The sequence below is a fragment of the Hyphomicrobiales bacterium genome, from assembly GCA_016125495.1.
In the GTDB taxonomy this organism is placed as follows: Bacteria; Pseudomonadota; Alphaproteobacteria; order Rhizobiales; family RI-29; genus RI-29.
In genome coordinates this window covers 120,692-141,447 of record WGLQ01000019.1, presented here as the reverse complement: position 1 = coordinate 141,447, position 20,756 = coordinate 120,692, and the positions used below count along the sequence as shown (strand labels likewise).

The window sequence follows — 20,756 nt, the reverse complement described above, 5'->3', positions numbered from 1 at the left end:
GCCCCCTCGAACGTCGCGATGGTTGACGCCGCGCCCGCCGCTGGCGGCAACCTCATCGGGTCTTAGAGGAAATTGTAGGGATCGATGTCGATGCTCAACCGGATGTCGCCGTGCGCGCGCGGCATCCGCTCGATCCAGGCGCGCATGTAGGCCTGGAGGTCGAGCTCACGGGGCGCCCGTGCCAGGATGCGGAACCGGTAGCGACCTCGCACGACCGCGATCGGCGCCTCGGCCGGCCCCAGCACCAGCACGTGCCGCGAGTCCGGTGCCGCCCGCACCACCGCCTTGGCATAGCCCTCGGCCTCCGGTTTGGCACGGGCACTGACGACGAGCGCCGCCAGCCGCCCGAACGGCGGCATCAGGGCCGCCTGACGAGCCGCGATCTCGTGCTCGAGAAAGGCCTCGCGGTCACCGGCGAGGATCGCGGCCATCACGGGATGCTCCGGAAAATGGGTCTGGATGAAGCCGCGCCCGGACGTGCTCTCGCGCCCCGCCCGCCCCGTCACCTGATGAAGGAGCTGGAAGGTACGTTCGGCCGCCCGCGGATCGCCCTGGCCGAGGCCGAGGTCCCCGTCCACCACGCCGACCGTCGCGAGACCGGGGAAATGGTGGCCCTTGGCGACGATCTGCGTACCGATGATGATGTCGACTTCACCGCACATGATCCTGTCGAGTTCGCGCCGCATCTCCTTGACGCCCGGAATGAGGTCGCTCGAAAGCAGCGAGACGCGGGCCTGCGGAAACCGCTCGGCGACCTCCTCGGCGATACGCTCGACGCCGGGTCCGCAGGCGACCAGCGTATCCTCCCCATCGCACTTGGGATTGGGGCATGCCTTCGGCAGCGGCATCGAGAATCCGCAGTGGTGGCAGATCAGCCGGCCACGGAATCGGTGCTCGACGAGCCATGCCGTGCACTGCGGGCACTCGACCCGGTGCCCGCAGGCCCGGCAGAGCGTGAGGGGCGCATAGCCACGCCGGTTGAGGAAGAGCAGCGACTGCTGTCGGCCCGCCATCGTCTCGGCGAGTGCCGCAACCAGCGCCGGGCTCAGCCAAGAACCCTTCTCCGGCGGCTCCCGCCGAAGGTCGATGGCCGTGATCTCGGGCAATTCCGCCGTGTTGTAGCGCCGCGTCAGCCGGAGATGCCGATAGCGCCCGTTGCGCGCGTTGACGTGGCTCTCGATCGAGGGCGTCGCCGAGGCGAGCACCACCGCCGCCCCGCCGAGCGAGGCGCGCACCACCGCCATGTCGCGGGCCTGGTAGTTGACGCGGTCGTCCTGCTTGTAGCCGGCGTCGTGCTCTTCATCGACGACGATCAACCCGAGATCGGTGAACGGCAGGAAGAGCGCCGAGCGCGCCCCGATCACCGCTCGCGCTTCGCCCGTCGCCACCGCCCGCCACAGCCGCGCCCGCTCGGCCGCGCCGACCGCCGAATGCCATTCCACCGGCCGCACGCCGAAGCGCTTTTCGAAACGCGCGAGGAACTGGCCGGTGAGCGCGATCTCCGGCAGCATCACGAGCACCTGGCGCCCGGCCCTGAGCGCATGCGCCACCGCCTCGAAATAGACCTCCGTCTTGCCCGAGCCCGTCACGCCGTCCAGTAGGCTGACCGAAAAGACGCCGGCCTCGACCGCCCCGCGCAGCGTCTCGACCGCGATCGCCTGGTCCTCGTCGAACGACGGCACGTGATGGTCGGGGTCGGGCGGCCGGTAGCGTGCCGGCGCGATCTCGACGGCAACGAGCGCCCCGGCGGCAACGAGCCCGTCGACGACGCCCGCCCCGACGCCGGCTTCCGCCGCGAGCGCCGCCTTGGTCCGCACCCCCCCGTCGCGGGCGACCGCGATCACCTTCTCGCGGCCCGGCGTCATGCGATCGGGCACCCGGCCGGCCAGTTTCAGCCCGAAGCGCGGCCTGGTCGGCTCGAACACCTCGCCGGCGCTCATCATGAGGCGAATGACCATCCCCCGCGGTGCGAGCGTATAGCGCGCGATCCACTCCGCGAACCGCAGGGAAACCTCCGGCAACGCCGGCACGTCGAGCAATTGACCGATCGGCTTGAGCCGAGCGCTGGCGACCGGCTTGCCATCCCCATCGCCTTCGCCGCGTGGCCAGACGATGCCGATCCGCCGCTGCGGCCCGAACGGAACCTCGACGAAGCTGCCGACCTCGGGCTCCAGCCCGTCGGGGACGCTGTAATCGTAGCACTGGTCGAGCAGCACCGGCAGCAGCACGGCGACACGCCGTGTGCTGGCCTCGGCGGAGAATTCCGCGTATGGGAGGCTCTGGGTCCGATCCACGCGCGCACTCTTAGCATTCGGTCGCCGCCGAATCATCCGGCGCGCCTGCTCGATCCACGGAACGCAATTCGGGCGGGAGCGAGACGATGCGGTTTTTCGTCGACACGGCGGACGTCGCCGAGATCAGGGAGCTGGCGGCGACGGGCCTGCTCGATGGGGTCACCACCAATCCGTCACTGATCGCCAAGAGCGGACGCAAGTTCACCGAGGTGATCGCGGAAATCTGCGCCATCGTGCCGGGCCCGGTGAGCGCCGAGGTCGCCGCCACGGACACCGAGACGATGCTCGCCGAAGGCCGCAAGCTCGCCGCCATCGCCCCCAACGTCACCATCAAGGTGCCGTTGACCTGGGACGGCCTCAAGACCTGCAAGGCGCTCACCGGCGAAGGCACCAAGGTCAATGTGACCCTGTGTTTTTCCGCCAACCAGGCGCTGCTCGCCGCCAAGGCGGGCGCGACGTTCGTCTCGCCATTCGTCGGTCGGCTCGACGACATCGGCCTCAACGGCATGGAGCTGATCGGCGAGATCCGCACCATCTATGACAATTATCCCGCCCTCGGCACCGAGATCCTGGCGGCCTCGATCCGCACCGTCAACCACGTCAAGGAAAGCGCCATGGCGGGCGCCGACGTGGCCACCATCCCGCCCGCGATCCTGCGCGACCTCGTCAAGCATCCTCTGACGGACAAGGGTCTCGCCGCGTTTCTCGCCGACTGGGCCAAGACCGGCCAGACGATCCTCTGACATGATCCTCGAGCACGCCATCCTCGACGTCGCGCCGGAGCGCGCCGCCGCCTATGAGGCCGCCCTCGCGGAGGCGCTGCCGCTCATTGCCGCGACCCCCGGCTTCCTCGGCCTCGACATCCATCGCTGCATCGAGACGCCGGGGCGCTATCTCCTCCTCGTCAGGTGGGAGAGCGTCGATGCCCACGAGGTCGGCTTTCGCGGCTCCGAGCGCTATGAACGCTGGCGCGCCCTTCTCCATCCCTTCTACGAAGGCGGCCGCCCGCTCGTGCAGCACTACGAGACCGCCCCCGCCGCGCACGTGCCGGCGGGCGGTTGAACAGCTATCGGCCGCCCGATCCGCTGCTCCCGTGTTATCCTCTCGCCGATGATTCGCTTGCCATTTCGGCGGGAGCACGCAACCCCATGCCGCCATCTCCCCGCGCCGCGCGGCGCGCCGGCCAGGGCGAACTCGCCCTCGATGCCGATCTCGGCGACGCCATCGCTCTTTGGCTCTCGGACCTGCGACACGGTCGCGGCCTCGCAGACAACACGCTCGTTGCCTACGAGCGGGACGCCCGCCAGTTCATCGCCTTCCTCGCCCACCGCCTCGGCTATCCTCCGACCGTCGCCGACCTCGGCCAGCTGAAGCTCGCCGACTTCCGCGGCTTCATGGCAGCCCGCCGTCGCCACGGCGCCGAGAGCCGCACGCTCGCGCGCGCGCTGTCCGCTCTGCGCTCGGCCTTCGCCTTCCTCGAGCGCGAGGGCATCGCAACAAACCGCACCATCCAGCGCATCGCCCTGCCGAAGCGCCGCCACTCGATCCCCAAACCCCTCACCGTCGAAAAGGCCCTCGCCGTCGTCGCCGAACAGCCTTTTGCCGCCGAGGACTGGATCGCTGCCCGCGACCTCGCCGTGCTCTCGCTGCTTTATGGTGCGGGCCTGCGCATTTCCGAGGCCCTCGGCCTTACCCGCGCCGACACGCCGAACGCCGGCCGCGAGGTGCTTCGCATCACCGGCAAGGGCGGCAAGGAGCGCCTCGTGCCGATCCTGCCGGCCGTGACCGCCGCCATCGAGCGCTACCTGGCGCTTTGTCCCTTTCCGCTCACAGCCTCCGATCCCCTCTTCGTCGGGGCCAAGGGCGGCCCGCTCTCGCCCCGCATCATCCAGCTCCTCATGGAGCGCCTGCGCGACCGCCTCGGCCTGCCGGAAACCGCGACACCACACGCGCTACGCCATTCCTTTGCAACGCACCTGCTTTCCTCCGGTGCCGATCTCCGCCAGATCCAGGAATTGCTCGGTCACGCCTCGCTTTCGACGACGCAGGTCTATACCGAGGTCGACCGCGCCCGCCTCCTCGAGGTTTACGCCGCCGCCCATCCCCGTGTCGCAAAACCGGTGGACGATGAAGGGTGACCGGCGGGGCATGCCTCGGTCACACTCGTTGCCTAAGGTCTGCGCCGCTACACTGCGCCTTTGCTCACTCCAAGGAGCCGGACATGAGCTCGAGATCCACAGTCGGTCGGTTGATGCTGTCCCTCGTCTGCGCGACCACGCTCACCATGACGGCCCGTGCGGAACAGGATCCCCCGACCTGCAAGGGCCGCAACCTCGTTGCCGAGATGGCCGTGAACGATCCCGCGGCGCACGGTCGCGTCATGGCGGCCGCCGAGGCGATGCCCAATGCCGGGGCACTCTTCTGGCGCATCGAGCGCCCCGGTGTCGCTCCCTCGCACTTGCTCGGCACCATCCATCTGACCGATCCGCGTGTGCGGGATTTGCCGGCCGCCGCATCGGCCGCGCTCGCGGCCGCCGACCAGGTCGTGCTCGAGGCGGTCGGCCTCACCGACGAGCGCATGGCGGCGGCCATGATGAACATCGGCGAAAAGGTCCTCTTCACCGACGGGCGCACACTGAGCGAGTTCGTGACCGAGGCCGAGGCGAGTAAGCTTGCCAAGATCGTCGAGGCGAACGGCATGCCGGCCGCGCTCGCTCCGATGCTGAAGCCCTGGCTGCTGACCGCGCTGCTTTCAGTGCCGGAATGCGAAAAGCGCCGCACCGTTGCAGGCATCGACAGCCTCGATGGCTCCATCGAGCAGTCCGCCCGCGACCGTGGTCTCGAGCCTGTGGGTCTGGAGACGCCTGAAGAGCAACTGACGGCGATGGCCGACATCGACCTCGAATCGCAGGTCGCCTGGATGCGCGCGAGCCTCGTCACCTTCGAGAACGCCGAGGACGGCCTCGAAAGCCTCATCGGGCTCTACCTCGACCGCCGTATCGGCGGCATCTGGGAATTGACCCGTCACATGATGAAGGACAGCACCCTCGAAATCGACATGGACAAGGCGCTTCGCGGGTTCCAGATCGCACTCATCGACCGTCGCAACCGCGTCATGGTCGAACGGCTCGACCCGATCCTGGAAAAGGGCAATGCCTTCATAGGCGTCGGCGCGCTGCACCTGCCGGCCGACGTCGGCATCGTCGCCATGTTGCGGGAACGCGGCTGGACGGTGACACCGGCCGAGTGAGCCAGTGAGCATTGCGACGCCGGGCCGAACCAGATCGAGCCCGGCGCCCTATCTTCAGGCCGCCAGCGCAGGCCGGAGCGCGGCGAGGCCATCGGCCTCCGACATCGTCACACAGAGGCTCGCCAGCTTGCGCGGCTCCGCCCACGGCCACGGCGTGCCCCGATGCAGCACCGCCCGCTGGTCCCAGATGAGAACATCGCCAGGCGTCCAATTGTGTGAATAGACGAACCTCGGCTGCGTACAGAACTCGAGCACCTCCCGCACGAAACGCCGGCCTTCGGCCTCCTCCATCCCCTCGACCGACCACACGTGCGAGGCGACATAGATCGCCTCCGCCCCGTTGAGAGGATTGGCGACGACCGCGCGCCAGCGCTGCTCGGGCCACTTGTGGAACATCGGCAGCTTGGCCAGTTCCGGCGAAATCTGTGCGCGGGAATGCGAGTAGTGGTGGCGGAACACCGCCTTGCGCAAACGCTCGCGCATCGTCTCCGGCATCGCGGCGAACGCTGCTCGCGTCGAGGCGAGTTCCGTTGCCCCACCCGACGTCGTCACCACCCGCGCGATGAGGATGTTGGTGAGCGCCGGCGACGGCAGGAACGTGCTGTCGATGTGCCAGAGGAAGTTCGCCTTGAGGTGGAGCGTGTGGAGGTCCATCTCCCCGCTGAGCGAACCATCCTCCTGCACGTTGGTGACGTGCGAGACCCCGACTGTCTCGCCGGGCTTGCGCTCGTCCGCCTTGCGATCCTCGATCACGCCGAAGCGCCTCGCGAGCGCGAGATGCTGCTCGTCGGTGATGTCCTGCGCCCGGAACAACAGCGCCGAATGCTCTTCGAACAATCCGCGCAGTTCTTCGTAGCCGGAACCGGAGGCGACATCCGAGAGCTTCAGCCCCTCGACCTCCACTCCGAAATGCGGATTGAGCGGACGCGTCCGCACGCCACTAGCACCGTCCACCATGATCTTCCTCCCGAAAGGCACCCGTCGGCCTCGGCCCGGAGGTTCGCAAGTTCATCGCGGAAAGGAAAGAGGTCTCGTCAGCGAAATCCGCGCCCCCCCGAAGCGCGAGGCTACATGTGCAGGGCCCGGCCATCGACCGCGAGCGCCGCCTCCTTGACGGCTTCCGAGAGCGTCGGATGGGCATGGCATGTGCGCGCGAGATCCTCGGCCGAACCGCCGAATTCCATGATGATCGCCGCCTCCGCGATCATGGTTCCGGCGTGCGGGCCGATGATGTGGACACCGAGGATGCGGTCACTGTCGGCATCCGCCAGCACTTTGACGAAACCATCGGTTTGCCGGTTCACCTTGGCGCGGCCGTTCGCCGTGAAGGGGAATTTACCGACCTTGTAGGCAACCCCCGCTTCCTTGAGCGCCTCTTCGCTCCGGCCGACGGAGGCGACCTCCGGATAGGTGTAGATCACGCTCGGAATGACGTCGTAGTTCACGTGCCCCGCCTGGCCCGCGAGGATCTCGGCGAGCGCGACGCCTTCATCTTCCGCCTTGTGCGCCAGCATCGGCCCGGCGATCACGTCGCCGATCGCATGGATGCCCGGCACGCTCGACCGATAGTGCGCATCCACCACCACCCGGCCGCGCTTGTCGCGCTCGACGCCGACCGCCTCGAGGCCGAGCCCTTCGGTGTAAGCGACGCGCCCGATGGCAACCAGCACGACGTCGGCCTCGATCTTGGAGGCCGCCCCGCCCTTGACCGGCTCGACCATCACCTCGAGGCCCTTGCCGCCCCGCGCCACCCCGACGACCTTGTGGCCGAGCTTGAATTCCATCCCCTGCTTCTTGAGGATGCGCTGGAAGCTCTTGGCGACCTCGAGGTCCTCGGTCGGCACGATGCGATCGAGGAATTCGACGACTGTGACCTTCGAGCCGAGCCGCCGCCAGACCGATCCGAGCTCGAGCCCGATCACCCCGGCCCCGACGACGACGAGATGGCCCGGCACCTTGTCGAGCGTGAGCGCACCGGTCGAGGAGACGACCGATTTTTCGTCGATCTCGACGCCCGGCAGCTTCGCCACGTCGGAACCCGTCGCAATGACGATGTCGCGCGCCTCGAGCATGGTCGTCGTGCCGTCGCGCCCAGTCACCTCGACGACCCCCGGCGAGACGATCCGACCGCTGCCGTCGAACGCATCGACCTTGTTCTTCTTGAGGAGGTAATCGACGCCCTGGACGTTGCCGGAAACGCCCTCGTCCTTGAATGCCATCATCTTGGAAAGGTCGAGCCGCGGGGAAACCGCGATTCCCATCCCTGCCATGCCGTGGCCCGCTTCCTCGTAGAGTTCGGAGGCGTGCAGGAGCGCCTTGGAGGGAATGCACCCCACATTGAGGCAGGTGCCCCCGTGCGCACCGCGCTTTTCCACCACCGCCACTTTGAGGTCGAGCTGGGCGGCCCGGATCGCACACACGTAGCCGCCGGGCCCGGTCCCGATGATCACCACGTCGTAGCTGTTCGCCATGCCTCTGCTCCTCGCCCTATTGCCTTCAACGTCACCTGGACCGCGCGGTCCGGAGTGTCCTCCTAGGGCGCCCCGAACGCCCAGGAGTGCCGGAACGGGTCGATCACCCGCCCGTAGTATTCACCCCACCCGGTCACTGCCGGCGCCAGCATCATCAGGCCGCCATGCGCGACCGCCCCGGCGCAGAGCCTATCGACCGTCGCCCGGTCCGCGACTTCGAACCGCACGATGACGCTGGTTGCCCCGAGCGCCTCGGCCGGCAGGACACCGATCAGCGCATCCTCCATGTCCTGGAACAGCATGACCACCGAGCCCGCCACGCGGATGCGCGCATGCAGCAGCGTTACGCCGTCCGCCGCAAGCGAGGAGTGGAATTGCTCCGCCCCGAACGCCCTTGCGTAGTAAGCGATGGCCGCCGGCAGATCGGCGAGACAGAGGTATGGGTGCACGCCCATGGCATTCCCCTCCCTCGTCGCCCCGCCGCTCCGGCCGATCGATCAGCCTCAAACGCCGATGAGCAACCGCTGCGGGTCCTCGAGATTCTCCTTGAGGCGCACCAGGAACGTCACCGCCTCCTTGCCGTCGACGATGCGGTGATCGTAGGAGAGCGCCAGATACATCATCGGCCGCGCCACGATCGCCCCCTCGCGCACCACCGGCCGCTGCTCGATGCGGTGCATGCCGAGGATGCCGGACTGCGGCGCATTGAGGATTGGCGTCGACATGAGGGAGCCGTAGACGCCGCCGTTCGAGATCGTGAACGTGCCGCCCTGCATCTCCTCGATCGTCAGATTTCCGTCCCGCGCCCTGGCGCCGAAATCGTTGATCGTCTTTTCGATGTCGGCAAGGGAAAGCTGATCGGCATCGCGCACGACCGGCACCACCAGCCCCTTTTCGGTCCCGACCGCGACACCGATGTGATAATAATTCTTGTAGATGATGTCGGTTCCATCGATCTCCGCGTTCACCGCCGGCACGTCGCGCAACGCCTGGATGGCGGCCTTGACGAAGAAGCCCATGAATCCGAGCCGCACGCCATAGCGCTTCTCGAACACGTCCTTGTATTGGCTGCGCAGTCCCATGACCGCCGTCATGTCGACGTCGTTGAACGTGGTCAGCATCGCTGCGGTGTTCTGCGCGTCCTTCAACCGCCGCGCGATCGTCTGGCGCAGCTTGCTCATCCGCACGCGCTCCTCGCGCTCGGCATCACCGAGGGCAACCGGCGCGCGGGGTGCGCTCGAGGCCGCTGGCGGCGGAACCATGGAGGCGATCCCCGATACGCCCGGGGCTGCCCCGCCGGCCCGCGCATCCACCGCCGCCACGGCATCCTCCTTCAGCACCTGCCCGCGCCGCCCGGACCCGGCAACGCTCGCCGGATCGACCCCACTCTCAGTGAGAATCTTTCGCGCCGCCGGAGCGGGAGGCATCGACGTGCCACTGCCACCGGCCTTGACCGGCGGCACCGAGGCCACCGGGGCAGCGGCCGCGCCCTTGCCCGCCCCGCCCGTGGTGGATTTTTCCCCTCCGGCACCGACGGTTATCATCCCGAGCAGGGCGCCGACACCGACCGTCGCTCCCTCCGCGACCACCACCTCCGAAAGCGTCCCCGCACTCGGCGCATTGACCTCGAGCGTCACCTTGTCGGTCTCGAGCTCGACCAGAGGCTCGTCGGCCGCGACGCTGTCGCCAGCCTGCTTGTACCAGCGCCCGACCGTCGCCTCCGTCACCGACTCACCGAGTGTCGGGACCTTGATTTCGATTGCCATCTTGACCATTCCCTTCTGGCGGGCCCGGCTCGAGCCGAGCCTGCGATGCCGTTCAGTCGACGCCGAGTGCATCCTCGACGAGCGCCGACTGTTCCTTCTGATGCTTGGCGAAGAGACCCGTGGCCGTGGAAGCCAATGCGGCCCGCCCCACATAGCGTGGTCTCGCGAATTTCGCGTCGATGTGCTGAAGCACCCATTCGATATTCGGCTCGACGCTCGTCCAGGCACCCATGTTCTTGGGCTCCTCCTGGCACCAGATCATTTCCGCGTCCTTGAAGCGCATCAGCTCGTCCATCAGGGCGCGCGCCGGGAAGGGATAGAGCTGCTCCAGACGCAGCAGGTAGACATCGTCGATGCCGAGTTCCTCGCGCCGCTCGAGAAGGTCGTAGTAGACCTTTCCCGAACACATGACGACCCGGCGGATTCGAGTATCGTCCTTCAGCTCCAGAGTGCTCCCCGGCGCGCTCTGCGCGTCGTCCCAGAGGACGCGGTGGAAGCTGGTTCCCGGCGCGAACTCGGTCAAGGAGGAAATGACGCGCTTGTGCCGCAGCAGCGACTTCGGCGTCATCAGGACCAGCGGCTTGCGGAATCTGCGGTGCAGCTGCCGGCGCAGGATGTGGAAATAATTCGCCGGGGTCGTGCAATTCGCGATCTGCCAGTTATCCTCCGCCGAGAGCTGCAGATAGCGCTCGAGACGCGCCGAGGAGTGTTCCGGCCCCTGCCCCTCGTAGCCGTGTGGCAGAAGGAGCACGAGGCCCGACATGCGCAGCCACTTGCTCTCGCCCGAGGAAATGAACTGGTCGATCACGACCTGAGCCCCGTTGGCGAAATCGCCGAATTGGGCCTCCCAGAGGACCAGCGCCATCGGCTCGCTGACGCTGTAGCCGTACTCGAAGCCGAGCACCGCCTCCTCCGAGAGCATCGAGTTGATGACCTCGAACCGAGCCTGGTCGGCGGAAACGTTCTTGAGGGGCGTGTAGGTGTGCTCGTCGTTCTGATCGGTGATGACGGCATGGCGCTGCGAGAATGTACCGCGCTCGGAATCCTGTCCCGAGAGGCGCACCGGAAATCCCTCCTTCAGCAGGGTACCGAATGCCAGGTGCTCGGCCATCGCCCAGTCGACGGGCACCTCCCCCTCCACCATCTGCCGCCGTCGCTCGACGAGCCGCAGGATCGTCTTGTGCGCCTCGAGGTCCTTGGGCAGCGTCGTCAGCCGCCGGCCGACCTCCTTCAGCACTTCCGGCTCGACGCCGGTGGTCCCCCGCCGCGCCCCTTCCTCGGCAAAGCCGATCGCCGACCAACGGCCGTCGAGCCAATCGGCCTTGTTCGGCCGATAGCTGTCGCTCGCTGCGAACTCCCCTTCGAGATGCGCGCGGAACGACGCGCGCATCGCATCGACTTCCTGCTCCTCGACCGTGCCTTCCTCGATCAGCCGGCGCGCATAGATATCGGACACTTTGGGGTGCTGGCGAATCCGCTTGTACATCAGCGGCTGCGTGAACGAAGGCTCGTCGCCTTCGTTGTGGCCGAGCCGCCGATAGCAGAACATGTCGATCACGACCGGCTTGCCGAAACGCTGGCGGAACTCGGTCGCGACCTTGGCGACGTAAGTGACCGCCTCGGGATCGTCGCCGTTGGCGTGAAAGATCGGCGCTTCAATCATGCGCGCGACATCCGAGGGATAAGGCGACGAGCGCGAATGGTGCGGAGACGTCGTGAAGCCGATCTGGTTGTTGACGATGAAGTGGATGGAGCCCCCGGTCCGGTGGCCCCTGAGGCCCGAGAGGCCGAAACACTCCGCCACGACGCCCTGGCCGGCGAAGGCGGCATCGCCGTGCAATAGCAGCGGCAGCACCCGCACCCGCGCCGCATCGTTGAGTTGATCCTGTTTTGCCCTGACCTTGCCGAGCACGACGGGATCGACGATTTCGAGATGCGAGGGGTTGGCGGTCAGTGAGAGATGCACCTTGTTGCCGTCGAACTCGCGGTCCGACGACGCCCCGAGGTGATATTTGACATCCCCCGAGCCTTCGACGTCCTCGGGGTTCGCCGATCCGCCGTGGAATTCGTGGAACAACGCGCGATGCGGCTTGCCCATGACATTGCAGCGCACGTTGAGCCGGCCCCGGTGCGGCATCCCGACGACGATCTCGCGCAACCCGAGCTGGCCGCCCCGCTTGGTGATCTGCTCGAGCGCCGGCACCATCGACTCCCCGCCGTCGAGACCGAAACGCTTGGTTCCGGTGTACTTGACGTCCAGGAAACCTTCGAAGGTCTCGGCCTCGATGATCTTGTTGAGGATCGCGCGCTTGCCCTCCCGCGTGAAGGAGATGCCCTTATCCTCCCCTTCAATGCGCTGCTGGATCCATGCCTTCTGGGTCGGGTCCGAGATGTGCATGAACTCGACGCCGATGGTGCCGCAGTAGGTACGCTGAAGGATTTCGAGAATTTGGCGCACCGTACCCGTCTCGAGTCCGAGCACCTTGTCGAGGAAGATCGGCCGGTCGAGGTCGGCCGCCGTGAAACCGTAACTCTCCGGCATGAGCTCGTGGTGGTCGCTGCGTTTGGCGAGCCCCAGCGGGTCGAGATTGCTGGCCAGATGACCGCGCACACGATAGGCGCGGATCATCATGAGAGCGCGCACGCTGTCCTGGGTCGCGCGCAACGTCGCCGCCGCCGAAAGATTACCGCCGACCGACTGGACCGCCTGCTGGAGGCGCCCCTGCATCTGCTGCTCGATGGCATCCCAGTCGCCATCGAACGCCGCCGTCAGCTCCCGGTCACCGGAGAACGGCAGCCGTTCCGGCGTCCAGGACGGTCCATGCCCATCCCCGTTCGGGAGCGGTGCCACGTCCTGCATGCTCGCAAAGAAAGCCCGCCAGCTCTCGTCCACCGAGCCGGGGTTTTCCTGGAAGCGCTGGAAGAGCTCATCGATGTAGGCCGCGTTCGTTCCCGAAAGGAACGATGTGCGTGCGAACGCCTCGTTCAGCGCCTGGCGAGCCATGGTGCGAAACTCCGGTTTGGTTCAGGTTCCGCACACTAATTATTGGCTTGCGGCGTGAACGCAAGCTAGACGCTCGTCAACTCTTGAGGACTTCGAGAAGCGTGGTGCCCAGCGAGGCCGGCGACGGCGAAACGCGAATGCCGGCCGAGCGCATCGCCTCGATCTTGTCGCCTGCCCCGCCCTTGCCCCCCGAGATGATGGCGCCCGCATGGCCCATGCGCCGGCCGGGCGGGGCCGTGACCCCCGCGATGAATCCGACCATGGGCTTCTTGACTTTGTTCTGCTTGACGAAATCCGCGGCCGCCTCTTCCGCCGAACCTCCGATTTCCCCGATCATGATGATGGAGTGGGTCTCCGGGTCCGCCAGGAAAAGTTCGAGAACGTCGATGAACTCGGTACCCTTGACCGGGTCGCCACCGATCCCGACGCAGGTCGACTGCCCGAGACCGGCGTCCGTCGTCTGCTTCACCGCCTCGTAGGTCAGCGTCCCCGAGCGCGAGACGACGCCGACCGAGCCTCGGCGATGGATGTGCCCCGGCATGATGCCGATCTTGCAGGCATCCGGCGTGATGACGCCCGGACAGTTCGGCCCGACGAGCCGCGATCTGGAGCCCGACAGCGCCCGCTTGACCCGCACCATGTCCAGCACCGGAATACCTTCCGTGATGCAGACGATGAGAGCGACCTCCGCATCGATCGCCTCGACGATCGCATCGGCCGCGAACGGCGGCGGCACGTAGATGACGCTCGCCGTGGCACCGGTCGCCTCGACCGCCTGCCCGACGGTGTCGAACACGGGCAGGCCGAGATGCTCCGTTCCGCCCTTGCCGGGCGTTACGCCACCGACCATCCGCGTTCCGTAGGCGATGGCTTGCTCGGTGTGGAAGGTGCCCTGCGCTCCGGTGATCCCCTGGCAGATCACCTTGGTCCCTGCATCGACGAGAATTGCCATGGTCGCCCGGTTCCTTCCTGCGCTGTCTCGAGGGCTGCTGTTCCGACTTCCTTTTCCGGCCCCGCCGCCCGTCAGCCGAGCAGCCAAGCCCGCGTAACCGGCCAGAACGGCCAGCCGACGATCGCGACGGCCGCAATGACCGCCTGGTAGGCGATTTCGGAGCCCGTCTCGAAGCTCGGGGTGAACGTGCCGTGCGGCGGTCCGGCTTCGACGTGGATCCAGTAGAGGTAGCTGACGACCCCGATGAGGAGGTAGATCGTCACGAAGAACCCGAAGATGCCGCGCAAAATCCGCAACACCACGAGCACCGCCAACGTCACCCCGACAGCCGTCGTCACTGGCCCCAGCGCCAGCTTGTCGATCAGCGCACCAAGCTCCATCGTCTTGCCCTCCAGGCAACGTTCGCCGCGCTGCGATCACAGCGATCGCGCATCGACCTCGCCCGGGCGAATTCCTCGACGCGCGGGCTACTCCTGCGACACTGCCGGCGCGTCGAGATCGCGCAGTCCCCGCCAGCCGATCCGGAAATCCGCCATGCCCGGATTGACGGTCATCTTGTCGACGGCAGCGCCGACCGCGCCGTCACCGCGCGCGATCCGCACCACTTCGGCCGAGAGGAATTCCGTGACGGTCCGATCCTCGGCGCGCGCCAATCGCCCGACGCGGAGCATCAAATCCTCTGGCACCTCGATCTCGACGATCTTCGACGTGTTCTGTGACATGGGGGGATTCCTTCCACCATTCCCGGACCGTCGTGCCCGTGGCCGACGGTCTCGATCGTTTTACGTTCAGCCTTCAGCCAGCCTTGATCTGCGCGACGATCTTCTGCGCCGCATCGTTGAGGTTGTCGGCCGCGATGATCGCCAGACCGCTCTCGTTGAGGATGCGCTTTCCGAGTTCGACGTTCGTGCCCTCGAGGCGAACCACCAGCGGCACCGATATCGCCATCTCCTTGGCGGCCGCGATGATACCCTCCGCGATGATGTCGCAGCGCATGATGCCGCCGAAGATGTTGACGAGAATGCCCTCGACGTTGGGGTCCGAGAGGATGATCTTGAAGGCGTTCATCACCTGCGTCTTGTTGGCGCCGCCGCCGACATCCAAGAAATTCGCAGGCTCCGAACCATAGAGCTTGATGATGTCCATGGTCGCCATCGCGAGACCGGCGCCGTTCACCATGCAGCCGATCTTGCCGTCGAGCTTGATGTAGTTGAGGTCGAACTCCGATGCCGCCAGTTCGGTCGGATCTTCTTCGGCCTTGTCGCGCAGTCCGACGATGTCCTTGTGACGGTGCAGCGAGTTGGAATCGAAGTTCACCTTGGCATCGAGGCAGAGGAGATCACCGGCCTCGGTGACGATCAGCGGGTTGATCTCCAGCAGCGACATGTCCGTTTCGGTGAAAGCGCGGTAGAGGTTGCCGATAAGGCGCCCGCACTGCTTGACTTGGTCGCCTTCGAGACCGAGCGCGAAGGCGATCTGCCGCCCATGGAACGGCATGATCCCGGTTGCCGGATCGACCGTCATGGTGTGGATCTTTTCGGGCGTTTCGTGCGCCACCTTCTCGATGTCCATGCCGCCCTCGGTGGAGGAGATGAACGCGACGCGCGAGGTCACCCGGTCGACCAGCACCGAGAGATAGAGTTCGCGTGCGATCGCCGAGCCCTGTTCGATGTAGAGCCGCTGCACCTTGCGACCGTCGGGTCCCGTCTGGTGCGTGACCAGCGTATGCCCGAGCATTTCCTCGGCGGCCCGGCGGACGTCTTCCACGGAGCGCACGACGCGCACACCGCCCTTGTCGCCGGCTGCCGTCTCCTTGAACCGGCCCTTGCCACGCCCGCCGGCGTGGATCTGCGCCTTGACCACATAGACCGGCCCGGCCAGCTTGCGCGCCGCTTCGACCGCCTCATCCGGCGTGAACGCCGGATGCCCCTCGCCGGTCGCAACGCCGAACGACCGGAGCACGGCTTTGGCCTGATACTCGTGAATGTTCACCGTCGCTCCTCCCGTCGCGTCAGGACGCTCTTGGCATCTGGTATACCACGTCCGACTTGGCGTCTACTGCCGTTTTCGCGCGGCGACCATGCCGACCCGGCGCTACGCCCCGAGATTTGGCGCGATACGCTGACAGGCCTCGACCAGCCCCTTCACCGCCTCCACCGAGTGCTGGAATGCGGAGCGCTCGCGCATGTTGAGATCGATCTCGACGATCCGCTCGACACCACCGGCGCCGATCACCACCGGCACTCCCACATAGAGGCCCTTGACGCCGAACTGGCCGTCCAGATAAGCGGCCGCCGGCAACACCCGCTTTTGATCCTTGAGGTAGCTCTCGGCCATCTGGATCGCCGAGGATGCAGGCGCATAGTAGGCCGAGCCGGTCTTGAGCAATTGCACGATCTCGGCGCCACCGTTGCGGGTGCGATCGACGATCTCTTCCAGCCGCCGCTCCGTGATCCAGCCCATCTTGACGAGATCGGGCAGAGGAATTCCGGCGACCGCCGAATAGCGGGTCAACGGCACCATCGTATCGCCATGCCCGCCCAGCACGAATGCCGTGACGTCCTCCACCGAGACGCCCAACTCCTCGGCGAGGAAGTGGCGGAACCGTGCCGAATCCAGCACGCCAGCCATCCCCACCACCTTCTCGCGGGGGCAGCCGCTGGCCCGCTGCAACGCCCAGACCATGGCATCGAGCGGATTGGTGATGCAGATGACGAACGCCTCCGGGGCATACTTGCGGATGCCGGCGCCGACTTGGTCCATCACCTTGAGATTGATCTCGAGGAGGTCGTCGCGACTCATGCCGGGCTTGCGCGGCACGCCTGCGGTAACGATGCAGACATCGGCGCCCGCGAGATCCGCGTAGCTGTTCGTGCCGGCGAGCGAAACGTTGAAACCTTCGACGGGCGCCGATTCCGCAAGATCGAGCGCCTTTCCGTTCGGCATGCCCTCGGCGATGTCGAACAGGATGACGTCACCCAGCTCCTTGAGCGCGATGAGGTGAGCCAGAGTGCCGCCGATCATGCCCGCGCCGATCAACGCGATCCGCTTCCGCGCCATGCTATCACCCCTTGGTTCGCACGATTGGGTGGTTCCGTCGTCGGACCCCGTGCTTCAGCGCGTGGAGTAGCCCGATTGCCAGGCGCGTTCAAGGCGTCGCCGGATCACACCATTGTAGTGGGTCTCGAGTTGCACGGACACCGAGATTGCGGCGGCCTGGGGACGGTCAAATCACGTTTGAGCCCCGACTCGCGCGAAACCTTCGTATCCGATCCGCGATGCACGCATGGGTCGTGCCCTGGTGCTGCATGGCTCGCGCACCCAGCTCTACGCATGGCCGGCGATTTTCGCCCGGCCTTGCTTTCAGGAGCACCTCAGATGAACAAGCCAGGTTCGCCCTCCGGCCCGTCCAAACCGCAGACGGGAGCCAAACCCGCTTCGACGGGTGGCCCAACCGGAAAGCCGACTCCCGTTTCGCCGCAGACCGGCGGCAAGAGCGGCACCGGTGGCACCGGCGGCAAACCCAGCCGTTGAACGAGCTGAACCCTTCCGGCGCCCACGGGCGCCGGCCTTCAGCCTGGTTTCATGCAAGTGCACCGCGTGACGGCCGGCGGCCATGCCGCCGGCCGGATCGTCTCAGGAGACACGTCCGGCCCGCCGCTCGGTCTCCAGATAGCTGTCACTGCGCATTTCGATGAGCCGCGACGAGGTTCTTGCGAAGGCGTCGGCGCCATCGCCCGCCTGATAGAGTTCGTCCGGCTCCCCATCGGCCCCGACGACCAGCCGCACGCCATTGTCGTAGAGGGCGTCGACGAACGTGATGAGGCGGCGCGCCTCGTTGCGCCTCTCCGGCCCGAGGCGCGGCACGCCGTCGAGAATGATCGTATGGTATCGCGCCGCCATTGCGAGATAGTCGCCCGCTCCGAGCGGCTTTTCGAAGAGGTCGGCAAACTGCATGAACGCCACACCGTCGTGCGCCTCGGGCACCACGACGTCCCGCCCGGCGACCTTCAACACCTCGGGCGCGCCCCGCTCGACCCCCGTGAGACCCTGCCACGCCTGGCGGAGCTGTGCGCTCGTTCGAGCTCCGAGCGGATTGAAGTAGCGCGGCGCGCTGGCGAGCTTGCGCAACCTGTAGTCGGTCGGCGAATCGAGCTCGAGCACCTCGAGGCTCGCCTCCAGCCGCTCGATGAACGGCAGGAAGAGCTGCCTGTTGAGGCCGTTCTCATAAAGGTCGCGCGGCGCCGTATTCGACGTGGCCACCATCACGGCGTCGTTGTCCAACAGCGCTTCGAACAAGCGACCGAGCAGCATCGCGTCGGTAATGTCCGTGACCTGGAACTCGTCGAGGCAGAGCAACCGCCCGCGCTCGGCGATCTGCGCCCCGACGAACGCCAGCGGATCGCCGTTCGACGTGCTGCGCCGCACCCTTATGCGCTCGTGCACATCGCGCATGAACGCATGGAAATGCCAACGCTGCTTGGAGGCAACCGGCACCCTCGAATGGAAGAGGTCCATCAGCATCGTCTTGCCACGACCGACCCCGCCGAACATGTAGAGCCCCTTGGGAGGCTCCGGGCGGCGCCGCGCCAGAGAGGAGAACCAGGAGGCACCCGAGCGCTCGTGGCTCTCGAGGCGGCGAGCCAGCAGATGCAGCTCCTCGACGGCACGCAACTGGGCTGGATCGTGGTCGAGCCGACCCTCGCGCACCAGCCGGCGATAACTCTCGAGCACCGTCTCGTTCATCGTCCGTCGACCCCGGCCGGCTCCGCCCCGGCACCACACGACACCTGCCGGCCACGCATGACAACTATGCCTTTGGTCTGGCTGCCTGCGTCACGATCCGGACATCTCGCTTGCTCATATTGCAATGCAGCAATCTGGTCACTAGTTTCATGTGCAGCGCACAACCGTCGTCGGCCAGCCATACATGAAGAGGCGCGACATGTCAGAGATCGCCTTCGGCTCCGGCTTCATCCGAAAGCTCTGGGCCCATGAGAAGTCCCGTTTCGAGGCACATCTGTTGCGGCTCGACCTCGAGGGTAGACGCCTTCGCTTCGGCCACAGTGTCTCCAATGCATTCTTGCGCGAGTACGCCGCGAGCCTCAGTGATACGTCCGGCGTGACCTACGGCTATTTCGAGGATGGCGAGCTGCGTGCGGTCGCCGAATTGCGCAAGCTCGGCATCGCCTGGGGCAAGGAGGCCGAGGGCGCATTCTCGGTCGAAACGGCTTGGCGCGGTCATGGCATCGGCACGGAACTGATGGGCCGCGTCATCCGGGCTGCCCGCAACCGAGGCGTAGCCCATCTTTACGTGACCTGCCTTGCCGACAACATCGCCATGCAGAAGGTCGCGCGCAAGCACGACGCGGTCCTGCGTTTCGAGTACGGCGATGTCATCGGCGACATCGTGCCGACCACGCCGAGCTACATTTCCCTGTTCGAGGAGGCGATCGAGGATCAGCACGCCTTCATGGTGGCCGTACTCGACATCCAGAGCCGCATCGTCAACGCTGCCTGATCGCGCGGAAGCCGGGACCTCCTCTCAGGTGGCCCCCACCGGCTGGCCAGGCATCAGATCGTAGGGATGACGCCAGCCCTCGAGCGATCTGATCCGCTCGAGCCACGCCAGCACGTTCGGGAACTCGCCCCAGTCGACGCCGATCTCGTCGTCGAAATAGAGATAGCCGCAGGCCGAGAGGTCGGCGATGGTCGGGCGCTCGCCAACCAGGAAGGTGCGGCCCGCGAGCTGCTGCTCGAGCACGTCCCAGGCCGTGCGAGCCCGCTGCCCGAAGAAGGCGATGACCTCCGGCGAGGCGCCCGGCGCGAACCGGCCGAGGAAGCGATAGGTCGCGGTGTAGCTCGTCAGCTTGTGGTTGTCCCACAGCAGCCAGCGCAGGATTTCCCGTCCCTCGTCGGCGCTGCGCGCCCCGAAGCGTCCTGTCTGGCCAGCGAGATAGTCGAGCATCACCCCCGACTGGGTCAGCACGCGCTCGCCATGCTCGAGCACCGGCACTTCGCCCATCGGGTTGAGCTTGCGGAACGCCTCGCCGCGCGTTTCGCCACCGAAATAATCGACAAAGCGAGCCTGCCAATCGGCACCGGTCAGCGCCAGCATCAGCGCCACCTTGTAGGCGTTACCCGACTGGGCAAAGCAATGCAGCGTGTACTCGGCCATTTCGGTCTCGTGCGTTTGCCAGCCCGGTCACATCCGTTCGCCGCCACCGACTATGCGGTCTGATACCGCGCGCGCGCGCCACGCTCGAGCGCGGCAACGATGAGCTTGTCGAGATGGAGCCTGTCGCGAAGCATCGCGAGGAAGCGAAGCTCCTCTTGGCGGATTTCGAGGTCGGCGGCAGCAACTTCGACGGCCAGCGCATAGGCCGTTTCGTGCATCCGCTTGGGCAGTGCTTGCGCGATGCTCGCGAGCACCGTGTCGAGCCCGGATTCCGCCGAGAGCCGCTCGCCACAGGTCTGTGCGATGGCGATGAGCCCGTCGGCATCGAAGCCGTGGAAGGCCGGCAGGTCGTTGACGATCGACCCGATGCGCGCCAACTCCTCGTCGCCCATGTTCCGATCCACGGCCGACATCGTCACCATGACGTAGATCAGGGCCTCGTGCGTGCTGAGTTCATAGGGCATGGTCCGTCCTCGATGCGGCTGGTTGTGTGCGCCGGCAAGGAAACGAAGCCCACGAGGCCCCCGGCGGTATTCCCGCGGTTGCTCGCCCGTGGAGGGCCGCGGAACCCCCTGCCACTTGCCGTGACGTCTAGGAGATTTCGTCAACCCGGGCAACCTTGTCGCTCGCCGTCCCCGACCCGCATTGACGGCGCCGGCCCCCATCCCTAAGGACCTTGCCGCACCATGCAACGGACTTGCGTTCGCCCGATCCCCGGCCGCCGCGCGATGGCACGATCAGGGTGAGCTGGCGTCGCGGGTCGAAGCCGCATAGGTTGCCGCGAACAGACATGGCCGACGGCTTGCGCTCCGCGTGCCGAACCAGCCGTTCCAAGAGAATT

The 20,756-nt window shown here is 66.5% G+C and carries 19 protein-coding genes; 5 read left to right on the top strand and 14 right to left on the bottom strand.

Annotated elements, in window-relative coordinates; genetic code table 11:
- Positions 1–62: 62 nt before the first annotated feature.
- Positions 63–2,330, bottom strand: coding sequence for a primosomal protein N' (locus GC150_14160; protein MBI1386045.1), 2,268 nt, complete (start codon positions 2,328–2,330; stop codon positions 63–65).
- 50 nt (positions 2,331–2,380) lie between these two features.
- Between GC150_14160 and fsa the strand changes: the two genes are divergently transcribed.
- The 4 genes from fsa (at position 2,381) to GC150_14140 (ending at position 5,544) form a co-directional block, all read left to right on the top strand.
- The gene (gene fsa / locus GC150_14155) at positions 2,381–3,037 is read left to right on the top strand and encodes a fructose-6-phosphate aldolase (protein ID MBI1386044.1); all 657 of its coding nucleotides are present in this window, start codon (positions 2,381–2,383) and stop codon (positions 3,035–3,037) included.
- 1 nt (position 3,038) lies between these two features.
- Complete coding sequence (locus GC150_14150; GenBank protein ID MBI1386043.1) at positions 3,039–3,356, top strand: antibiotic biosynthesis monooxygenase; 318 nt, start codon at positions 3,039–3,041, stop codon at positions 3,354–3,356.
- A gap of 86 nt (positions 3,357–3,442) precedes the next feature.
- Positions 3,443–4,432: a tyrosine-type recombinase/integrase gene (locus tag GC150_14145; GenBank protein MBI1386042.1), complete on the top strand. Its 990-nt coding sequence runs from the start codon at positions 3,443–3,445 to the stop codon at positions 4,430–4,432.
- An 83-nt stretch (positions 4,433–4,515) separates the two neighbouring features.
- Positions 4,516–5,544, top strand: a complete 1,029-nt coding sequence (locus tag GC150_14140) for a hypothetical protein (protein ID MBI1386041.1) — start codon at positions 4,516–4,518, stop codon at positions 5,542–5,544.
- A 54-nt stretch (positions 5,545–5,598) separates the two neighbouring features.
- Here the strand turns inward: GC150_14140 and GC150_14135 are convergent, their stop codons facing one another.
- The 11 genes from GC150_14135 to zapE form a co-directional block, all read right to left on the bottom strand.
- Positions 5,599–6,501, bottom strand: a complete 903-nt coding sequence (locus GC150_14135; GenBank protein MBI1386040.1) for a TauD/TfdA family dioxygenase — start codon at positions 6,499–6,501, stop codon at positions 5,599–5,601.
- A 110-nt stretch (positions 6,502–6,611) separates the two neighbouring features.
- A complete protein-coding gene (locus GC150_14130) occupies positions 6,612–8,015 on the bottom strand; it encodes a dihydrolipoyl dehydrogenase (GenBank protein ID MBI1386039.1) in 1,404 nt (467 codons plus the stop codon).
- A gap of 62 nt (positions 8,016–8,077) precedes the next feature.
- Positions 8,078–8,470, bottom strand: a complete 393-nt coding sequence (locus GC150_14125) for a VOC family protein (protein ID MBI1386038.1) — start codon at positions 8,468–8,470, stop codon at positions 8,078–8,080.
- A 48-nt stretch (positions 8,471–8,518) separates the two neighbouring features.
- Positions 8,519–9,781, bottom strand: coding sequence for a 2-oxoglutarate dehydrogenase complex dihydrolipoyllysine-residue succinyltransferase (gene odhB, locus GC150_14120; protein MBI1386037.1), 1,263 nt, complete (start codon positions 9,779–9,781; stop codon positions 8,519–8,521).
- 52 nt (positions 9,782–9,833) lie between these two features.
- On the bottom strand, positions 9,834–12,785 hold the full coding sequence (locus GC150_14115; protein ID MBI1386036.1) for a 2-oxoglutarate dehydrogenase E1 component: 2,952 nt from the start codon (positions 12,783–12,785) through the stop codon (positions 9,834–9,836).
- A 76-nt stretch (positions 12,786–12,861) separates the two neighbouring features.
- Positions 12,862–13,737: a succinate--CoA ligase subunit alpha gene (sucD, locus tag GC150_14110; protein ID MBI1386035.1), complete on the bottom strand. Its 876-nt coding sequence runs from the start codon at positions 13,735–13,737 to the stop codon at positions 12,862–12,864.
- Between the two features lie 71 nt (positions 13,738–13,808).
- On the bottom strand, positions 13,809–14,117 hold the full coding sequence (locus GC150_14105) for a hypothetical protein (protein ID MBI1386034.1): 309 nt from the start codon (positions 14,115–14,117) through the stop codon (positions 13,809–13,811).
- Between the two features lie 87 nt (positions 14,118–14,204).
- Entirely contained in the window at positions 14,205–14,459 is a 255-nt protein-coding gene (locus GC150_14100) for a hypothetical protein (GenBank protein ID MBI1386033.1), read from the bottom strand.
- A 73-nt stretch (positions 14,460–14,532) separates the two neighbouring features.
- Positions 14,533–15,729 carry an ADP-forming succinate--CoA ligase subunit beta gene (gene sucC / locus GC150_14095; GenBank protein MBI1386032.1) on the bottom strand — a complete coding sequence of 399 codons (1,197 nt, stop codon included), beginning with the start codon at positions 15,727–15,729 and terminating at the stop codon, positions 14,533–14,535.
- 102 nt (positions 15,730–15,831) lie between these two features.
- Positions 15,832–16,797 carry a malate dehydrogenase gene (gene mdh / locus GC150_14090; protein MBI1386031.1) on the bottom strand — a complete coding sequence of 322 codons (966 nt, stop codon included), beginning with the start codon at positions 16,795–16,797 and terminating at the stop codon, positions 15,832–15,834.
- A gap of 576 nt (positions 16,798–17,373) precedes the next feature.
- Positions 17,374–18,483 (bottom strand): cell division protein ZapE, encoded by a 1,110-nt coding sequence (zapE, locus tag GC150_14085; protein MBI1386030.1) that lies wholly within the window; start codon positions 18,481–18,483, stop codon positions 17,374–17,376.
- Positions 18,484–18,682: 199 nt separating this feature from the next.
- Here zapE and GC150_14080 point away from each other — a divergent pair, with 199 nt between their 5' ends.
- Complete coding sequence (locus tag GC150_14080; protein MBI1386029.1) at positions 18,683–19,258, top strand: GNAT family N-acetyltransferase; 576 nt, start codon at positions 18,683–18,685, stop codon at positions 19,256–19,258.
- Between the two features lie 24 nt (positions 19,259–19,282).
- Here GC150_14080 and GC150_14075 read toward each other — a convergent pair whose 3' ends face one another.
- Together GC150_14075 and GC150_14070 are read right to left on the bottom strand one after the other, a co-directional pair.
- Positions 19,283–19,915 (bottom strand): glutathione S-transferase, encoded by a 633-nt coding sequence (locus GC150_14075; protein MBI1386028.1) that lies wholly within the window; start codon positions 19,913–19,915, stop codon positions 19,283–19,285.
- A gap of 50 nt (positions 19,916–19,965) precedes the next feature.
- Positions 19,966–20,580 carry a hypothetical protein gene (locus tag GC150_14070; protein MBI1386027.1) on the bottom strand — a complete coding sequence of 205 codons (615 nt, stop codon included), beginning with the start codon at positions 20,578–20,580 and terminating at the stop codon, positions 19,966–19,968.
- Positions 20,581–20,756: the final 176 nt, after the last annotated feature.